We start from the raw sequence: 17,495 nt of genomic DNA on the forward strand, positions 1-17,495 counted from the left end.
AGACAGGCAATGCGTTTACAATATCCGGGCAGATACAAGACAACATGTAACGCAACCCGGAAGACAGAATGACGCAGATAAGGAATGCGCAAGTGGCGGATGCCGATGTGCTGGTGGAATTGCTGGCGCAGCTGGATTATTCCGCCGCCGGCTTTATCAAGGAAAAAATAAGGGCGCTGCTCGGCCATCCGGACGCGGTTCTGCTGGTGGCGGAACAGGAAGGTGCCGTGCGGGGTTTCATCTCGCTGCATTTCATTCCCCAGATAGCGCTGGCCGGAGATTTTTGCCGCGTCAGCTACTTTTGCGTGGACAGCCGCCAGACCAGCCAGGGCATAGGCAAGCAACTGCTGGAACACGCGGAAAAGCTGGCAAAGGAGCGAAGCTGCGACCGCATGGAATTGCATTGCCACAGCCGCAGGCTGAGATCGCACCAGTTTTATGAGAGGCAGGACTACGAGGATTCGCCGAAATACTTCATGAAGAAACTGGGCTGAAGAAATCCGCTCAGGTCAGCAACAGGTTGTCGATGTCGCGTACTTCCATAGGCCGGTAGTACAGGAAACCCTGGAAGAATTCGCAGCCTATGGCTTTCAGGAAATGCTCCTGCCCGATGTTTTCCACACCTTCGGCCACCGTGGTACAGGACAGGATGCGGGCCAGCGACACGATGGCCTTGATGATCAGTTCGCTCTTTTTGTTGAAACCTATCTGTGCGACGAAGGAACGGTCGATCTTGATGCTGCGCGCAGGGAAATGGCTAAGCTTCGACAGCGAAGAATAACCGGTGCCGAAATCGTCGATGGCAATGCTAAAGCCGCGTATCTTCAGTTCGTCCAGATGGTGGATCGCCAGGGCTTCGTTGCCGATCAGGCCGGTTTCAGTAATTTCAAATTCCAGGTATTCGGGGGCGATTTTATGGGCCGCGCAGCTGGATTCGATCAGTTGCAGCAGGTCGTGGCGCGCAATATCCACCGCGGACAGGTTGATCGCTACCGGCGGGCAGGCGCCGTATTTATCCAGCCAGAAGCGCACTTGAGCGCACGCCGCATCGACAACAAAATTGGTGATCTCTCGGATCAGCCCGGCATTCTCGGCAATCTGGATAAACTCGCCCGGCGTCACCGCGCCCAGCGTCGGCGATTGCCAGCGTATCAGCGCTTCCAGCCCGGCAATGCTGCCGTCGTGCGTGACCTTGGGCTGGTACACCAGGCGGAATTCCCTGTGCTTCAGCGCCGATACGATGCCCACTTCTACTTCGACGCTGCGCCTAATCTGCAGCGCATCGCCTTCATCAAATAACGCAATGCCCTGGCCGCTGGAGCGGCGCGCGCTATCCAGCGCCACTTCGCTGCGGCGTATCAGGTCGTCCGGCTCCAGGTCTCCCTTGCGCGCCAGCGCGATGCCGGCGGACAGCTGTACCGTCAGCCGGGCGCCGTCGATATCGATTTCCTTGGACAGCATATCGCGAATTTTTTCAACCGCGCGTAGCGTATCAGCCGGATCTCGTACCTGGTCGATGACAAAGGAAAACACGATGCTGCGCAGCCGCGCGCAGAAGCAGTGCGGCGGCAGGCTGGTGGTCAGGTCTTCGGCGAAGCGGCGTATCATCACATCGCCGGTATAGGCGCCGAATTTCTCGTTCGCATGCCGTATGCTGTTGACGCGGAAGGACACCAGCGCGATCAGGCTGCTGTCGTCCTTGCGGTTCAGCACTTCCCCCAGGTAATGGCGCAGCATGTCGCGGTTGGGAAGGTTGGTCAGCCTGTCGTGGCTGGTGAGGAAGTTTTCCCGTTCCTGGCTGCGCTGCAAGGCATCGTGCATGGAATGCAGGCCCGATACGTCGCGCAAAGCGACAATGTAGTGGTCTTTGGATGTCGATGAGATATTTTCCAGTGCCACCATCTTGCCGTCGCGCGTGCGGTAGGCCGTTGTCGGCAGGTTGGACACATCGTCCATCACATGCTGCTTGAAACGTATACTGCCGTCCAGCGCTATCCAGTCAAACAGCGAAGACCCGTCGTCGGTCTTGCCGCCGGAACGCCCCAGCAGCGCATTGGCGAGATGGTTTGCCTGCAGGATGCGGGAGTCGGCGTCGCACAGCAAAATAGGGCTGCCGGCATTCTGGAAGATTTCCTGGTACTGCTCATGGCTGGTCTCCAGTTCGGCACTGGTATGGCGATGGCGCAGCGCCGCCGCATCCAGCGCATGCAGTGCGCGGAAGACCGACAGCGGCAGGCAGATATTAAAAAACAGGAACAGCAGCGACTGTATATAGGTGTGGGTGCCCGGCAAACCCACATGCACGGGGAAATTGAATACCGGCTCATTACGCAGCAGCACGAAAAACGGCAGTACGTTCAGGCCCATCAGCACCAGCGCCAGCCGGGTGCCGAAGAAAAGCCGCGCAATGATGGGCGTCGTATAGATAAACAGGTAGCCCAGCTTGGATATCTCGAACTGCCGCACGAAGCAGATAATGGAAAATGCTGCCGCATAGACGGTGATGATGAGAATGGAAGCGCTCAGGTATAGCTTGCGCTGCGAATAGTAAAGGCCTATGGCCAGCAAGGTATAGAAGACCCCGCATATCCACACCACGGCGTAGGCGCCGACGGCGATTGCGTCCAGCGAGCTGTGTATCGCAACAATGGCTTCCAGCACGAACCCGGACACCAGGATGATGCGCAGCGCACTTGCTCTCCATACGGAGTGCTCGGCAGGACTTAACCCGCCTTCGTTAAGAGAAAGCCAGCGAAACATTGCACATAGTGAGAGTGATGTAGTGGGAACTACAATAAGTTTCTTGGTGGAAACAGCATTTTCGCATGAAACTTCAATATGCTAATTACAAAATGATGGTTTGTGGAAATATTTCTGTAATTTATATTAATTGATTACCAATATCTGTATGTAAAACATCATTAAATACTCAAGTTAATCGTTCAACCCGAATTTACGGCATGCCGCGGTGCCGTCGTTTTGCACACCAGCCTGCAAAAATAACAATAACCGCGGTCTGCATCGCGCTTCTTATTCCACGCAAACCCTGAAACAAGCGCCGGCGCACTCCTGCCCTATCACCACACGGCATAAGTGTTATTCCCCCTACCCTTCTTCCGCGCAACACCGCTTGCACAGACACTAGCGGCACGGTCGGTTGGCAAACAACCCGGCTCACAGCCAGGCGCCGATTGGCGACCGCAATGGTATCGATCAGATCAACAGGAGAAGAGTAATGAGCAAGCTTCAAGGAAAAGTAGCAGTCATCACCGGCGGCACTTCAGGCATGGGCCTGGCAACAGCCAAACGTTTCGTCAAGGAAGGCGCTTTTGTCTTCATCATGGGACGTCGCCAGGCTGAACTGGATGCCGCAGTGAAATCGATAGGCAACAATGTCGTCGGCGTGCAAGGAGATATCGCCAACCTCGCCGATCTGGATAAGCTGTATGCGACGGTCAAGGCAAGCAAAGGGCATCTGGACATCGTATTCGCCAACGCCGGTCTGGGCGAATTTGCAGCCATCGGCGATATTACCGAAGAACACTTCGACAAGACCTTCAACGCCAATGTGCGCGGCACCGTATTTACCGTACAGAAGGCCTTGCCGCTGTTAAAAGACGGCGGCTCGGTGATCCTCACCGGCTCCATCGCCAGCGTCAAAGGCATTCCTTCCTTTGGCGTCTACAGTGCAACCAAGGCGGCCATCCGTTCTTTTGCCCGCACCTGGACCAACGACCTGAAGGACCGCCGCATCCGCACCAACGTCATCAGCCCAGGCACGATAGACACCCCTATCCTGGATCCGCTGCCTAAGGAAGCGATTGCAGGCATCCTGTCCGGCGTTCCTATGGGACGCATGGGCACCTCCGATGAGATCGCGACCACCGCTGTGTTCCTGGCGTCTGACGATTCCAGCTTCATCTCCGGCATCGAACTGTTCGTAGACGGTGGCGCAGCGCAGGTATAACACCCTCCTCGCGTATGCCCGCGCTGCGGGCATACGCCCCCAAAAGGAAAGTCATGTCGCTGCAAGCAAAACTCGACGCATTCAAGGCCGATTTCGTCGCCGGCAAGTCTCCCTATAACGCGCCGCCGGAAATACATGCGGTGATGGCGCGCGCAACCGCCGAACTGGTCGCGTCCGGCCTGGCGCGGCGCGCCTTGAAAGCAGGCGACATTGCGCCATACTTCTCGCTGAACGATCCCGACGGCAAACCTGTTTCTTCGGCGGACCTGCTGGCGCGGGGGCCGCTGATCCTCAGCTTTTATCGCGGCGTGTGGTGCCCTTACTGCAATTTTGAACTACAGGCCTTGCAACAGGTATTGCCGCAAGTGCTTGCGGCAGGTGCAAGCCTGCTGGCCATTTCTCCGCAAAGCGCTGCCAACAGCCGCAAGTCCATGCGCATCAACGAACTCGGCTTCCCCATTCTCAGCGACATGCACAACGAAGTCGCCGCCTTGTTCGGGCTGCGCTTTACACTGCCGGATTACCTGATAGCGCTGTATAAAAGCCGGAAGAATGACTTGCCTGCCTTTAACGGCGACGATAGCTGGACGCTGCCGATGCCGGCGCGCTACGTCATCGGCAGCGACGGTGTCATCCTGTATGCTGAAATCAATCCCGACTATACGCAAAGGCCGGAGCCGCAGGATATGCTGGCGGCGTTCACTGCCTAGTTTCTGTCACAGTTGCAGTATGGCGTCCCTGGACACCCGCGGCAAATCCCGAAACTGGATTGCGTATATACTTTGCGCCCCGCGAGCGTGCTGAACGGATCGATGGCAAAACTGCCACCGCCTGCGCGCTTGGTCAATCTGCTGCAAGAAAGTGCATAGATGAATACTCCCGCCTGGAGCCGCTCCCAATGGGTGGCCCTGCTCAGCCTCAGCTTTGCCGTATTCATGGTATCGCTGGACGTTACCGTGGTCGTGGTATCGCTGCCGAAGATACAGACCGATCTGGGCCTTTCGCTGGCGCAACTGCAGTGGGTGGTCACGTCCTATTCGCTGGTATTTGCCGGTCTGCTGCTGTCGGCGGGCGTGCTGGCCGACCGCTTCGGCCGGCGCCGCACATTCTTTCTTGGGCTGGCCCTATTTGCACTGTCTTCAGGCGCCGCGGGTCTGGCGAATACGGCATGGGTGCTGAATGCGGCGCGCGCCGTACAGGGCCTGGGCGCGGCTTTCCTGTTAAGCAGCGCCGGCGCGCTGCTCGCGCAAATATTTCCGGGACCGGACCGCACCAGGGCGTTTGGCGTGTGGGGCACGGTTATCGGCATCGGCCTTGCATTTGGACCGCTGATAGGCGGCTTCATTACGCGGCACGTCGGCTGGCACTGGATATTCCTGATCAACCTGCCTGTTGCAGTCGCCATCTTCGCTGGCGTACAGAAAACCGTCAGTGCGATTTTTACCGTGCATAAGCGCCCGCTGGACTGGATAGGCATGACGAGTTTTACCGCAGGCCTGTTCGGCATTATCTATGCGCTGAGCACGCTGCATCCTGGCGCCCATGCAGAAACGGGCACCGAATATGCAGCGGCTGGGGGAATACTGCTACTCGTAATATTCTTTGCCAGCCAGCGCTGGCAGCGGGAGCCGATGATAGACCTGGCCTTGCTGCGCAACAAGGCCTTCGTCGGCATCACGCTGATGCCGATACTGCTGTCCATCAGCTACTGGTCTTTGCTGGTTTTCCTGCCGCAGTATTTTGAGCTGTCGCGCGGCCTGGATGCGCTGGGCTCCGGCATTGCGCTGCTGCCGCTGACACTGCCCATGCTGATGCTGCCGCCGTTTGGCGCCAAGCTGGCGCACCGCCTGCCGCGCCATGTGCATTTCAGCCTGTCCTTCGCATTGGTCGGCCTGGGCGCCATTGTCATGTACGCCGGCCTGCATGCGCATGGCGCTCTGCTCATTGCGGGCATGCTGCTCACCGGAACCGGCTCGGGCCTGATCAATGCCCAGATGACCAATGTTGCCGTGAGCGTCGTACCGCACGAGCGCAGCGGCATGGCAACCGGCATCAGCGGCACCATGCGCCAGGCAGGATTCGTGTTTGCCATTGCCCTGCACACGCTGCTGATCGAACAGGTCAGCATACCGGGGCAGGCAATGAGCAGCGAGGTCTTCAATGCGGGGCTTGGCCGCATACTGATGACGGCGATGGCCGCCAGCGCTGCCGCTGTACTGATTGCGCTGGCCTGGCTCAGATACGATGCGGTGCCGGCATCTGCAGAGACGCTGGTGCCGCTTGACTAATGCATGCAGGGCATAGTCACGCCGAGTTCAGCCGGATAGCTTGCCCTGGCCATCCATGATGGTCTGCACAAACTCAACAAAAGCACGGGCCTTGGCATTGGCCATGCGCCCGGAAGGATAGACCGCCCACAGGTCCACCGGCGGCAGCTCCCATTCTTCCAGCACACGCACGACCTCGCCACTCTGCAGTTCCTTCGCGAACATCCATTCAGACGCCACGGCAGCGCCTATGTCGGCCAGCACTGCGGCGCGCACCCCCTCCGCCGCATTGACGCGCACCCGCGCCTCCACATTGACGGAAACCTCGGTGCTTCCACGGCGGAATTCCACTACGCCGCTCTCCGGCCCTGCATAGATGATCATCTGATGGGCTGCCAGCTCAGCAGGCTTGTGCGGCGTGCCCGCCACCGCAAAATAGCCGGGACTTCCCACGACGATGCGCTGCCCCTGCGCAATCCTGCGCGCAGTCATCGACGAATCGCCCAGGGTTCCCATGCGCAGAGAGATGTCTATGCCCTCTTCCAGCAGGTCGATATTGCGGTCATCCAGCATCACATCTATCTTCAGTTGCGGATGCTGATCCAGAAAAATTTTCAGGTGCGGCACGATGTACAGTCGCGCAAAGGTCACAGCCGCCGATATCTTTAGCCGCCCGGACAAGCTGGCTTTGGAGCCACGGGCGGCAAGATCGGCCTCATCGGCTTCCAGAATTGCACGCCGGGCGCCGTCGTAAAAACCCTGACCGGCATCAGTGGGCGTCAACCCACGCGTGGAGCGCAGCAGCAGGCGCACACCCAGCCGCTCCTCCAGTTGGGAAATCGATTTGGATACCGCAGGCTGGCCTACGCCAAGCTGCCGCGCGGCCCCCGAAAACGAGCCGGTATCCACCACGCAGACAAAAGTTTCCATCAAAGCCAGACGATCCATTAGCTATTCCTCCTGGGAATGAATGATATACGGCCAGACCGTCTTCTGCCATGCAAGGAAGAAAATCAAACTTGCACCACACCGGCAATATCCGGCCGGCCCGGTGGTATAAGCCCGTCCAGCCACCGCCGCGGTGTAGAAATGCATTAAATACATTAACGGCAAGCCATCTCGCTACCGTCAGCATGTTTAAAAAGAAATAACGCAGAAACAGGTAAAATACCGCTCCGTTTGCCGGATAATGCGCCCACTCCCGTGGCACCCCATGCTGCGGGCAAGCCCTTTCCGGTTTCAACTCTCCCTTTTTGCCTATGCTGCGTATATCCACCCTGTCCAGATTTTTCGTTGCCGCCTTGTTGCTCACAGGAGCCGGAGGCATGGGAGACGCTTTGGCGGCAAAGGCCAAAGCCAAGTCAGCTCCAGCGGCCAAAGCGGCGAAAAGCGTCATCCTGTATGCAGCCGGCGACATTGCCGACTGCAAAAACAAGGCCGCCGCCGAATCCATGGCGGCTAAAACAGCTGCGCTGGTCACTAGCGGCCTGGCGGGGCTGGGCAAGGACGCCAATGCCGCCGTGCTGACGCTGGGTAATAACACCTATCCGGTGGGCACGCCGGACGAGTTCAATGATTGCTACGATGGCACCTGGGGCAAATTCCTGGCACGCACGCTGCCCTCCCCGGGCAACCATGACTACGCGATGCCTCTGGGACAGGGCTATTACAACTACTTCGGCCAGCAGGCAGGCGCTGGGCGCCGCGGCTACTACAGCAAAGACATCGGCAGCTGGCACATCATCTCGCTGAACAGCAACCTGAAGGACGAGCAGTTCCAGGCCCAGCTGAAATGGCTGCAGGAAGACCTGAAAAGCACCGGCCGCTCTTGTACTCTGGCTTTTTGGCACCATCCTGTATACAGCTCCGGCGGACGCGGCAACAACGCGGTGATGCAGCCGGTGTGGAAGATGCTGTATGAGGCTAGGGCCGACTTGGTGCTGGCGGGGCATGACAATAACTACGAGCGCTTTGCGCCGCAGGATGCCGCAGGCCAGCGCGATGACAAGAAAGGCATGCGGGAATTTGTCGTGGGCACCGGCGGCGCCAGGCTGACACCGATCCTGCTGACCAAGCCCAACAGCGAATTGCGCGACAATTCCAGCTACGGCGTCTTGAAACTGACATTGAACGAAAAAAGCTACGACTGGGAATTCCTACCCATCGCCGGCCAGCATCTGAACGATAAGGGCAGCAGCAACTGCCACTGACTTGCAAATGGCACTGAGGGCCGTCAGTGAGCGCTATGTCAGCCGATACCAGCCTATATCAGCCTGCGCTGATACTGACTATGTCGATCCGGCATAAGCGCCGGAGTTGGAATTTCACTATACTCAGGAACGGCTCGAAATTTTCCCCTGCAACACCAATTTTTTGGTATTGCAGCGTTTTCACGCGTCTGAAGGACGCACCTTAGGGGTCGTTATGCACATAGAAGAATCACTGAAGCTGGATTTCAAGGATGTTTTGATACGTCCGAAACGCTCTACCCTCACCTCGCGTTCCCAGGTGGAACTGCAACGCGAATTCGTCTTCCACAATTCCGGCAAGACCTATCACGGCATTCCCATCATCGCAGCCAATATGGACACCACCGGCACGCTGGAGATGGCCGCCGCGCTAGGCGAGCACCAGCTATCGGTCGCGCTGCACAAGCACTATGATGAAGAAACACTGGTCAACTACTTCTCTACGCTGCAAAACAAATCGACCGCCTTTTATTCGATGGGCATCACGCAATCCGACTATGAAAAATTCTCGGCAGTGATGGCGCGCGCGCAGAATGCGATTGAATATGTGTGTATCGACGTCGCCAACGGCTACACCGAAGGCTTCATCCAGTTCGTCAAGAAAGTAAGGGCGGCTTATCCGCACCTGACCATCATGGCAGGCAACGTGGTGACCGGCGACATGACGGAAGAACTGATCCTGGCCGGCGCCGACATCGTCAAGGTCGGCATAGGCCCGGGTTCGGTGTGCACGACGCGCAAGATGACGGGTGTCGGTTATCCGCAGCTATCCGCCGTTATCGAATGCGCGGATGCGGCGCATGGCCTGGGCGGCCAGATCTGCGCCGACGGCGGCTGCGTGGTGCCGGGCGACCTGGCCAAGGCTTTCGGCGGCGGCGCCGACTTCATCATGCTGGGCGGCATGCTAGCCGGCCATGACGAATGCGCCGGCGACCTGGTTGAGCGAGACGGCAAGCAGTACAAGAGTTTTTACGGCATGAGCAGCCGCGCAGCGATGGATAAGTATGCCGGTGGCGTCGCCAAATACCGCGCATCGGAAGGCAAGGAAGTGCTGGTGCCCTACCGCGGCCCGGTGGCAAACAGCCTGCAGGACATCCTGGGCGGCGTACGTTCCGCCTGCACCTATGTCGGCGCGCACAAACTGAAGGAACTGACCAAGCGCACGACCTTCGTCAGGGTCACGCAGCAGCTGAATGAGGTATTCGGTAAATCCTGATGCCGTGAAATGGTAATGCCATGCAAAGCCTGCCACGCAATCCGGCAGGCTTTTTCTTTTCTACGCAAGCAATGCGTCCATTGCCAGTTTGCGTAGCACATGCGCAGCAGCGGCGAGGCCGAAAGAGGCGGTGACGGCCATGCTGGAACCGTAACCGGCGCAATTCAGGCCGCTGACGCCAGCAGGGTCCGCCGCATCCTCGCCTTCAATCTCGCAGACTTCGCCAACAGGCGGCATCTTCAGCGCCTCCATCGAAAATACCGCATCGATACCGAACTTGCTCTTGGCGCCGCGCGGAAAACCATGCTGCTGGCGCAGCCGCTTGCGCACCAAAGCCAGCAGGGGCTCCTGCTCGGTACGCGACAGATCGCGTATTTCTATCTTGCCCGGATCTACCTGGCCGCCGGCGCCGCCTACCGTAATTAATGGTATTGCATTGGCACGGCAATAAGCGATCAGCGCCGTCTTGGCTTTGACGCTGTCGATGGCGTCAATCACATAATCAAAACCGTGTGCGCCTACCATCGCATCCAGGTTGTCGCCCGCGACAAAATCTTCCACCTCCGTAACCTTGCAACGCGGATTGATCAGCGCAATACGTTCTGCCAGCGCCGTCACCTTGGCCTTGCCGACGGTGTCGCTATTGGCCTGGATCTGGCGATTGATATTGGATTCGGACACGTTGTCCAGGTCTATCATCGTGATGCGCCCTATCGCGCTGCGCGCCAGCGCCTCCACCACCCAGGAGCCGACGCCGCCCACGCCGATAACGCAGATATGCGCCGCCTGGAAACGCGCAAATGCGGCGTCTCCATATAGGCGGCCTATGCCGCCGAAACGGCGTTCAAAGTCGATATCGGCTTCTGCATCCGGAATTTGTTGCTGTTGTTGCATGGTATGTCGCTTAATATTGCACAACCTGTATTCTACAAGAGCGCATTTGAAGCTGCCTGCTTTGATTTAGCGCAAGCACCGTTTGCCAGGATATCGGATAATTCCCTACATCCCATCCTGGATATCGATCTACAGAGGCATCATGGAAACTTTATTCGCCAGCGCACCCGATTTCAACCAGCCCTTGGCCGTGCTGAAGCATTGCCATGACAAGATACGCAAACAGCTGGCCACACTGGGGAAACTACCCGCCCACCTTGCCGCCAACGGCGCCGACGATGATGCGCAGCAGGCGGCAAGCGCGGTCAGGCGCTATTTCAACCAGGCGGCACCGCTGCACCATGAAGATGAAGAAATGGACTTGCTGCCCATGCTGGAAGTGACGGCAAAAAATGAAGACGCCGCGCTGCTGGCAGAGCTGATGCCGGCCATCCTGAAGGAACATACCTTGATGCACGCCATCTGGCACCGGCTGGACAAGCAGCTGGAAGCGCTCGCTGCCGCCACATCGGCAGAGCTGGCCGGCGACGATGTCGCCCAGTTCTGCACCATGTACACGCAGCACATGGTCACAGAGGAAAGCCACATCGCTCCCATGGCCAAGCGCCTGTTCAGCGATGCGCAGATGAGCAAGCTGGGCAGCGCAATGCAACAGCGGCGCGGCATCAGCGCATGCTGAAGTAAACAGAAAAAAGGAAAAAGAATGAGTTTGGCAGATCTACGCAAAGACTATAAACAGGCCAGCCTGTCGGAAAACGAAGTCGCCGACGACCCGGTCACGCAGTTCACCCGCTGGTTTGAGCAGGCCACACAGGCCAACGTGCCGGAGCCGAATGCCATGAGCCTTGCCACCGCCGCCAGCGACGGCCGGCCGTCATCGCGCATTGTGCTGATCAAGGGCGTAGACGAACGCGGCTTTTGCTGGTTCACCGATTACGACAGTAAAAAAGGCAACGATATCGCCACCAATCCGCAAGCCGCGCTATTGTTTCACTGGGTGGAACTGGAACGCCAGGTCAGGATAGAAGGCCGGGTAGAAAAGTTGAGCGGGCAGGAAAGCGACGCCTACTTCCACAGCCGCCCGTTAGGCAGCCGCCAGAGTGCAAGCGCTTCGGCCCAAAGCCAGCCTATAGAAAACCGCACCGCGCTGGAAGCCAAGCTGGCGGACGTGGTTGCCCGCTACGCCGACCAGCCGCCGCGCCCGGACCACTGGGGCGGCTACCGCTTGGTCCCTGATCGCCTGGAATTCTGGCAAGGCCGCAGTTCCCGCCTGCACGACCGTATCGTGTACACGCGAAACGCAGACAACACCTGGTCGCTGAGCCGTTTGCAGCCGTAGCAAACCGCAAATATAAAGCAAGCGTTTTCCAATCCACACTAGAGCGTGAGCAGCTCGGAAGAGGCCCGTATCTTCTCCGCATACTGCAACAGCGCCTCCATCCCCGGCTCCTTGCGCGGCCAGACCAGCCCCACGCCGTCATCGATATAGCGCGGCAGCACATGCAGATGGCAATGCGGCACTGTCTGCCAGCCGGCCAGCTCATTGGCCTGCAGGATGGTCATGCCGTCCGGATGGAACTGCTGCTGCACCGCCCTGGCAATATTGCGCGCCGCGCGCATCATCGCCACTGCCGTTTCTTCATCGGTGTCCATCAGCGTGATATAGGGCTTGCGGCTGGCGACCAGTACATGACCGGGGTTCAACTGCCCCGCATCCATGAAGGCAAACACCAGCTCATCCTCATACACCCTGGCGCACGGCAGTTCGCCGCCGATGATGCGCTCAAACACGGTGGGCCGCAGGCGCATCATGCCACCAGCTTGCCGGCAAAATACTTCCTGGTCTTTTCTACCTTGGGAGCAACCACCAGCGAGCAGTAGCGCTGCTGCGCATTCATCTTGAAGTAGTTGCGGTGGTAATCCTCGGCTGGATAAAACATCGGCGCTTCCGTCACCTCCGTCACCAGCGGCGCATCCCACAGCTTGGCCATCTCGCCCATCATCTGCAAGGCCATTGCATGCTGCTCCGGCGTATGGAAGTACACGACAGAGCGGTACTGCGTGCCGACATCGTTGCCCTGGCGGTTCAGCGTCGTCGGATCATGGATGGTAAAAAATATTTCCAGCAATTCCCGATAACTGACGATAGCCGGATCGAAGCTCAGCCGCACCACCTCGGCATGTCCTGTCTTGCCTTCGCATACATCTTCGTAACTGGGATCCGCCCCTTCACCACCGGCGTAGCCCGGTTCCACGCTCTTTACGCCACGTATCTGCTGGAATACCGCTTCCGTGCACCAAAAGCAGCCGCCGCCCAAAGTCGCCAATTGTGTCGCCATCATTTCACTCCTGAGTAATTTCTTTTATTTACGCTTGTTGCTTACGTCTGCCGCCGGCCAGCTCGTGGCAAGGCTTATGGATAAGCCAATACCTGCTTGCTCGCCTCTATTTTTCGCAGTTCCATGAACTGCATTACTGAATCTACCGTCACCGTGTCGATCATGCCCGCCATGCGTCGGTCAAAAGGCTGGTCGTCGAAGGCTACGTTGGCCCGGAACATGCGCGCACCCAGCCTTGTCATTGCCGGGATGTCCAGCGTGGTGGCGTGATAGCCGGTCATCTTCAGCCAGGCCTGAGCCTGGCTGCGGGTTGCAATATGGGCATCCTTTGCGGTTGCTGCCGCAAGCATTTCCAGCACCCACTGGTTGGAATTCTGGTAGCTGTCGGAAAACGGATACGACAGCATGTTGTAACGCTGCGCATGTAAACGCTTGGGCGCATCGCTGCCCAGCAGAGCAATCATCTTTTGCTGGACCTCAGGCTCCGGCACGATCAGCAACGCTTCATACGCAAACATGTCGTCCAGGAAGAAATTGCCCAGCCCTTCGTTGTACAGCGCCGATTCCGCCGTACCGCACTGGTTCAACTCATGCACGATGATCCAGCGTCCCTTGGGGCTGTCCCGCCAGGCGATGCCCATATGGGAATAGCGCAGGTGGTATTTGGACAAATCCTGACCCACCCGCCCGATAAAGGCCAGTTGGGCGCCGGAATCGTCCAATGCCTGCCGCGTCTTCAGCGCCAGCTCCATGGCCTTCATCACGGTGTCTGCCGTGGGCTGGAAAGCATCGCAAGACCTGCCTGCATAACTGGACGCAGAGACTGCAAGCAGCAGCAAAGCCATCCATAGCCTGATCGTTTTCATGCTGCCCTCACACCCTGGATTGATGTAGCAGGCTGGAGCCTATTTCGTTCGGGATGAAGGCCAGCGCCTTGCCGGACACCATCAGCAAGGTGCCGGTAGACATTGCCGCCGTCTCCACCACCGTGCCGGCCGCAACCGAAAGCCCGCCGGCCACGCCGCCGGTAAATTTGATCGACGCCTTGCCGGCCTGCGATGCGCCTTTGAATACGACGACAACGCCGTCCGCTACTGTTTCCACACTTTCCACAACCAGGGTGCCGGAGCCCACCACGAGTGCAATCGACCCGCCGACAACGACATACGCCGACAAACCGGAAACGTCGCAGGACGGGCAGTTCGCCTGGGCGTTGCCTGCCAACAAACTCGACAGCAGCAGCGCTGACAGGATGGCCTTGCCGGATAAAGCAGACAGCTGTTTCATTTGTGGCTCCAGTTTGATGAAATATGCTGCATCCCTGCACAGCACCGAATAACTGGAATGCATTATCAAACCGTATCCAAAAGTGATCAATCTCTACACAAATAGTCGCAACGGGGGTCTCTTGGTGTATCATTTTTTAATACTTTTTTACAAATCCGAGAGTTTTCCATGCCAAAAGCTTCGAACCTGGTGGATGTTCTGAAACGCGAACTGAAGGCCAGGGACATCACCTACGCCGACCTGGCCGCCCGCATCGACATGTCGGAAGCCAGTGTAAAAAGGATGTTTTCGCAAAAAAACTTCACGTTGCAGCGGCTGGACGAGATCCTGCAAGCCACAGAAATCAGCCTGCGCGACCTGGCGCTGACTTCGAACGAAGAAACGCTGATCTCCGAGCTGACCTACGATCAGGAAAAGGAGATCATCAGCGACCCGAAAAAATTCATCGTCGCCGTTTCTGTGCTGAACCTGCTGACAGTGGAACAGATCATCAGGATTTACGACATCAGCGAGGTTGAAGTCATCAAGCACCTGCTGCGGCTGGACAGGATAGGCTTCCTGGAATTGATGCCCAACAACCGCGTCAAACTGCTGGTGTCGCGTACCTTCCGCTGGATACCGAACGGCCCGATACAGTCCAGCTTCCGCGAACAGGCCTATGGGGAATACCTAGAATCCAATTTCGACGGCGAACACGAACTGATGCGGCTGATCAACGTCATGTTGTCCCGGCAATCGGTGGCGGCCTTGCTGAACCGGCTAAAACAGGTCGCCAGGGAGTTTTCGGAGCAGCATCAGGAAGATTCCAAGCTGCCGTTTGAAGAAAAGCACAGGATCAGCTTCATGCTGGCCGCGCGTCCCTGGCTGCCGAAGCAGTTCAAGGACCTGGTGCGCAAGGACTACATCGACAAACATGCTGAAAACAAGGCTAAAAGATTGTAACTACTCTTTAAAATTCAGTTTCGGATCGTGGTGCCTGCCATTTTTCATATTAATTGAAATACTAAAAAATCAAGGCTTCCATTTCGGAATTCCTCAATGAATTCATCCACTTAGCCACTTCAGGGCCCGAAACAGGGGTGTTTTCGGGTAAAATGCGCGCATGCAGAATATTCACGACGACGCCGTCCACCAGAACGACGATGAACATGCTTTACAGTCTTATTTCAAATCCGGCATCTCTCCCGACGATGTAGCCCAGGTCTTCCACCTCAAGCGCGCCCAGCCCATGCTGCAGGCGTTTACCGCGCTGTTCCACGGCGGCTTCAACGGCGTGCTGCTGCGCCTGCTGGTGCTGCGCGAACTGGCGTCGGATGTGCAAACCCCGTCACTGACACGCGCCGACATCAATACGCGGCTCGGCTACCTGGAACCGGACAGCCTGGAGACAGTATTGTCGCGGCTGCGCACCAACGGCCTGCTGGTATGGGACGCAACGCAGTCTGTATACCGCATCACGCCGACTGCGCGCAATGTGCTGGCCGCGATAGAAAGCCTGCTGCAGGTCAACGAGCAAGAAGACCAGGCCGAGATGAGCTATATGCTGACCCAGGTTGCCGGTGCACAGGCAGTGGGCGGAGTGTCCGTGGAGCAGTTGCACCACCTGCTGGGCAGACTAATAGAGCTGACCGAGGAATTCAGCGATGCCATCGCCTCCGGCTCGGAATTCCAGCTGCGCGCCGCGCAGCAAAAATGGCATACCGCCTGCGACTGGGTGGAAAAAGGCTCGGAGATCATCCACGCGATCACCAACGACAGCAGGGCCGACTCTGCCACGCACAAGGCGGCGCAGGCTATCGGCCGCGCGCAAAGCGCCTTGCTGAACATGCAGGGCATGTTCTCGCGCGCGCTGAACCAGATAGAGCGCCAGCGCGTGCACTTGGGGCAATCCGGCCTGTCCACCACCGACATCAAGACCTGGCTGCTGAAGCAGGATGACCTGGCGGCATTGGCCACAGACGCAATGTCGCATCCGATGACGCCGCTGTTCATCACGCCATCCGAAATGATAGACGTGGCCGAGAGCGAATTGCTGGCTACCCGTGTGTCCGCCGTACTGGGCAGCCTGCCGGTGGGGGAAGACGCACCCGAAATAGAAAAGGACGACCAGGATGCATTACTGGAACTGGATACCTGGCTCAGTGTGCTGACGGCAACCGATGCCAGCGACAAGCCGGCCTCTCTACAGGATGTGCTGTTGCCCGCCAGTTTCGCCATCGCATCGTACCGCGCATCGCTGCTGCCTTTGCTGGGCGATGCCAACGAATCGGCACTGCAGGGCGCCACCGCCGACCTGGCACGCCTGCCGCTGATCTTCTCCAGCAAGGACAAGATGCAAAAGGTCAAGGATGAGCACGTGGCGGCAATCTCAGTGGCGACACTGACAGCCGCATTACCGGCCGCATTGCCGGTTACTACGCCAACGGCGGGTAAAAAAACAAAGGTAGTAGAGAAAATAGACGGCGGCGAACAAGCTGCCGATGAAAGCGACAAGCAAGCCCATGAATGAAGATTCCCAAATCCTGATCGCGCGCCTGCTCGCGCACCAGACGCTGCGCCGTGAAGACAAGCTGGTCAAGCGTGCACTGTCCGACGAACTGTTCCGCGCCGAAGTCGATACGCGCCTGCTGGCCTGCGGCATGAAATTCATGGACAACGTCTATGCGGATCATGTAACACTGGCCTTCACCCGCGATACCGAACCGAAAATATTCGGCGTCAAGGATACCTGGCAAAACAATAATTTCGGCCTCGCGCGCGACGGCGTCGCGCTGCTGGTGGTGCTGTGGGCGCTGATCATCCTGCCCAAGCGCGAAAGGCAGGAAGCGCACCAGCTGGCGGAAGAAAACCAGAACGACATGTTCGGCAAGGAAAAACCGGTACCGCGTGCAGAAGACACGTCGATCGGCATTTCCTACCGCACGCTGCTGGCTGATTTCGGCGACAAGCTGGGCAAGAAAACCCGCATGGACATGAACCTGGGCCAGCTGGCCCGCTTCGGTTTTATCGAACGCAAGGGAGAATTCATCAGTGAAGGCCCGCTGCTGGACCTGCTGATGGATACCGATACACTGAAGGACAGGATCATCAACGGCGCGCTGGCCGATATTTTCCACGTGCCCGTGCCAAGGACTGCTGCGGCGATTGCGGCGCCTGCACCAACACCGACATCGGAGTCCGCGTCTCAGTCAGCACCTCAGCCCGCATCGCAGCCTTCTTCGGCCGCGGAAGAATAGCAGTAATCATTTACCGGCCATGGCGGCACAAAAATATTAG

At 58.0% G+C, this 17,495-nt stretch carries 18 protein-coding genes; 11 read left to right on the forward strand and 7 right to left on the reverse strand.

Translation table 11 applies throughout. The features are described 5' to 3' along the window. The first annotated feature begins 68 nt into the window (after positions 1-68). Entirely contained in the window at positions 69-494 is a 426-nt protein-coding gene (locus ACO0LO_RS22770) for a GNAT family N-acetyltransferase (protein ID WP_422967692.1), read from the forward strand. A 10-nt stretch (positions 495-504) separates the two neighbouring features. Here ACO0LO_RS22770 and ACO0LO_RS22775 read toward each other — a convergent pair whose 3' ends face one another. Next, positions 505-2,760, reverse strand: a complete 2,256-nt coding sequence (locus tag ACO0LO_RS22775; RefSeq protein ID WP_422967694.1) for a putative bifunctional diguanylate cyclase/phosphodiesterase — start codon at positions 2,758-2,760, stop codon at positions 505-507. A 475-nt stretch (positions 2,761-3,235) separates the two neighbouring features. Here ACO0LO_RS22775 and ACO0LO_RS22780 point away from each other — a divergent pair, with 475 nt between their 5' ends. The 3 genes from ACO0LO_RS22780 (at position 3,236) to ACO0LO_RS22790 (ending at position 6,255) form a co-directional block, all read left to right on the forward strand. Next, positions 3,236-3,967 carry an SDR family oxidoreductase gene (locus ACO0LO_RS22780; RefSeq protein WP_422967696.1) on the forward strand — a complete coding sequence of 244 codons (732 nt, stop codon included), beginning with the start codon at positions 3,236-3,238 and terminating at the stop codon, positions 3,965-3,967. A 53-nt stretch (positions 3,968-4,020) separates the two neighbouring features. Next, positions 4,021-4,677 (forward strand): peroxiredoxin-like family protein, encoded by a 657-nt coding sequence (locus tag ACO0LO_RS22785; RefSeq protein ID WP_422967698.1) that lies wholly within the window; start codon positions 4,021-4,023, stop codon positions 4,675-4,677. A gap of 159 nt (positions 4,678-4,836) precedes the next feature. After that, entirely contained in the window at positions 4,837-6,255 is a 1,419-nt protein-coding gene (locus ACO0LO_RS22790; protein ID WP_422967700.1) for an MFS transporter, read from the forward strand. Between the two features lie 27 nt (positions 6,256-6,282). On the opposite strand, the gene ACO0LO_RS22795 is transcribed toward ACO0LO_RS22790, so the two are convergent. Continuing rightward, positions 6,283-7,182, reverse strand: a complete 900-nt coding sequence (locus ACO0LO_RS22795) for a LysR family transcriptional regulator (RefSeq protein WP_422967702.1) — start codon at positions 7,180-7,182, stop codon at positions 6,283-6,285. A 377-nt stretch (positions 7,183-7,559) separates the two neighbouring features. Between ACO0LO_RS22795 and ACO0LO_RS22800 the strand changes: the two genes are divergently transcribed. Both ACO0LO_RS22800 and ACO0LO_RS22805 read left to right on the forward strand, forming a co-directional pair. Then, positions 7,560-8,444, forward strand: coding sequence for a metallophosphoesterase family protein (locus tag ACO0LO_RS22800; protein WP_422967704.1), 885 nt, complete (start codon positions 7,560-7,562; stop codon positions 8,442-8,444). Between the two features lie 214 nt (positions 8,445-8,658). Beyond that, positions 8,659-9,699 (forward strand): GMP reductase, encoded by a 1,041-nt coding sequence (locus tag ACO0LO_RS22805; protein WP_422967706.1) that lies wholly within the window; start codon positions 8,659-8,661, stop codon positions 9,697-9,699. Positions 9,700-9,759: 60 nt separating this feature from the next. Here ACO0LO_RS22805 and tcdA read toward each other — a convergent pair whose 3' ends face one another. Next, positions 9,760-10,593, reverse strand: a complete 834-nt coding sequence (gene tcdA, locus ACO0LO_RS22810; protein ID WP_422967708.1) for a tRNA cyclic N6-threonylcarbamoyladenosine(37) synthase TcdA — start codon at positions 10,591-10,593, stop codon at positions 9,760-9,762. 142 nt (positions 10,594-10,735) lie between these two features. Here tcdA and ACO0LO_RS22815 point away from each other — a divergent pair, with 142 nt between their 5' ends. Next, entirely contained in the window at positions 10,736-11,272 is a 537-nt protein-coding gene (locus ACO0LO_RS22815; RefSeq protein ID WP_422967710.1) for a hemerythrin domain-containing protein, read from the forward strand. Between the two features lie 24 nt (positions 11,273-11,296). After that, positions 11,297-11,932, forward strand: a complete 636-nt coding sequence (pdxH, locus tag ACO0LO_RS22820) for a pyridoxamine 5'-phosphate oxidase (protein WP_422967712.1) — start codon at positions 11,297-11,299, stop codon at positions 11,930-11,932. A 38-nt stretch (positions 11,933-11,970) separates the two neighbouring features. Here the strand turns inward: pdxH and ACO0LO_RS22825 are convergent, their stop codons facing one another. The 4 genes from ACO0LO_RS22825 to ACO0LO_RS22840 all read right to left on the reverse strand — a co-directional run bounded on the left by ACO0LO_RS22825 (position 11,971) and on the right by ACO0LO_RS22840 (position 14,219). Next, entirely contained in the window at positions 11,971-12,405 is a 435-nt protein-coding gene (locus tag ACO0LO_RS22825; protein WP_422967714.1) for an HIT family protein, read from the reverse strand. Continuing rightward, positions 12,402-12,932, reverse strand: coding sequence for a peptide-methionine (S)-S-oxide reductase MsrA (gene msrA, locus ACO0LO_RS22830; protein WP_422967852.1), 531 nt, complete (start codon positions 12,930-12,932; stop codon positions 12,402-12,404). Before msrA ends, ACO0LO_RS22825 begins: the two co-directional genes overlap by 4 nt. A 74-nt stretch (positions 12,933-13,006) precedes the next feature. Continuing rightward, complete coding sequence (locus ACO0LO_RS22835; RefSeq protein WP_422967716.1) at positions 13,007-13,798, reverse strand: DUF2145 domain-containing protein; 792 nt, start codon at positions 13,796-13,798, stop codon at positions 13,007-13,009. A 7-nt stretch (positions 13,799-13,805) separates the two neighbouring features. Further along, the gene (locus ACO0LO_RS22840) at positions 13,806-14,219 is read right to left on the reverse strand and encodes a hypothetical protein (protein ID WP_422967718.1); all 414 of its coding nucleotides are present in this window, start codon (positions 14,217-14,219) and stop codon (positions 13,806-13,808) included. 168 nt (positions 14,220-14,387) lie between these two features. On the opposite strand from ACO0LO_RS22840, the gene ACO0LO_RS22845 reads away from it, so the two are divergent. From ACO0LO_RS22845 to ACO0LO_RS22855, 3 genes are all read left to right on the forward strand, one after another. Continuing rightward, positions 14,388-15,161, forward strand: a complete 774-nt coding sequence (locus ACO0LO_RS22845; RefSeq protein WP_422967720.1) for a helix-turn-helix domain-containing protein — start codon at positions 14,388-14,390, stop codon at positions 15,159-15,161. Between the two features lie 160 nt (positions 15,162-15,321). Beyond that, a complete protein-coding gene (locus ACO0LO_RS22850; protein ID WP_422967722.1) occupies positions 15,322-16,728 on the forward strand; it encodes a hypothetical protein in 1,407 nt (468 codons plus the stop codon). Further along, positions 16,721-17,455 carry a hypothetical protein gene (locus ACO0LO_RS22855; RefSeq protein WP_422967724.1) on the forward strand — a complete coding sequence of 245 codons (735 nt, stop codon included), beginning with the start codon at positions 16,721-16,723 and terminating at the stop codon, positions 17,453-17,455. The genes ACO0LO_RS22850 and ACO0LO_RS22855 overlap by 8 nt, the downstream gene beginning before the upstream one ends. The last annotated feature ends 40 nt before the right edge of the window (positions 17,456-17,495 follow it).

This window comes from Undibacterium sp. TJN25, assembly GCF_049339885.1.
Lineage (GTDB): Bacteria > Pseudomonadota > Gammaproteobacteria > Burkholderiales > Burkholderiaceae_D > Undibacterium.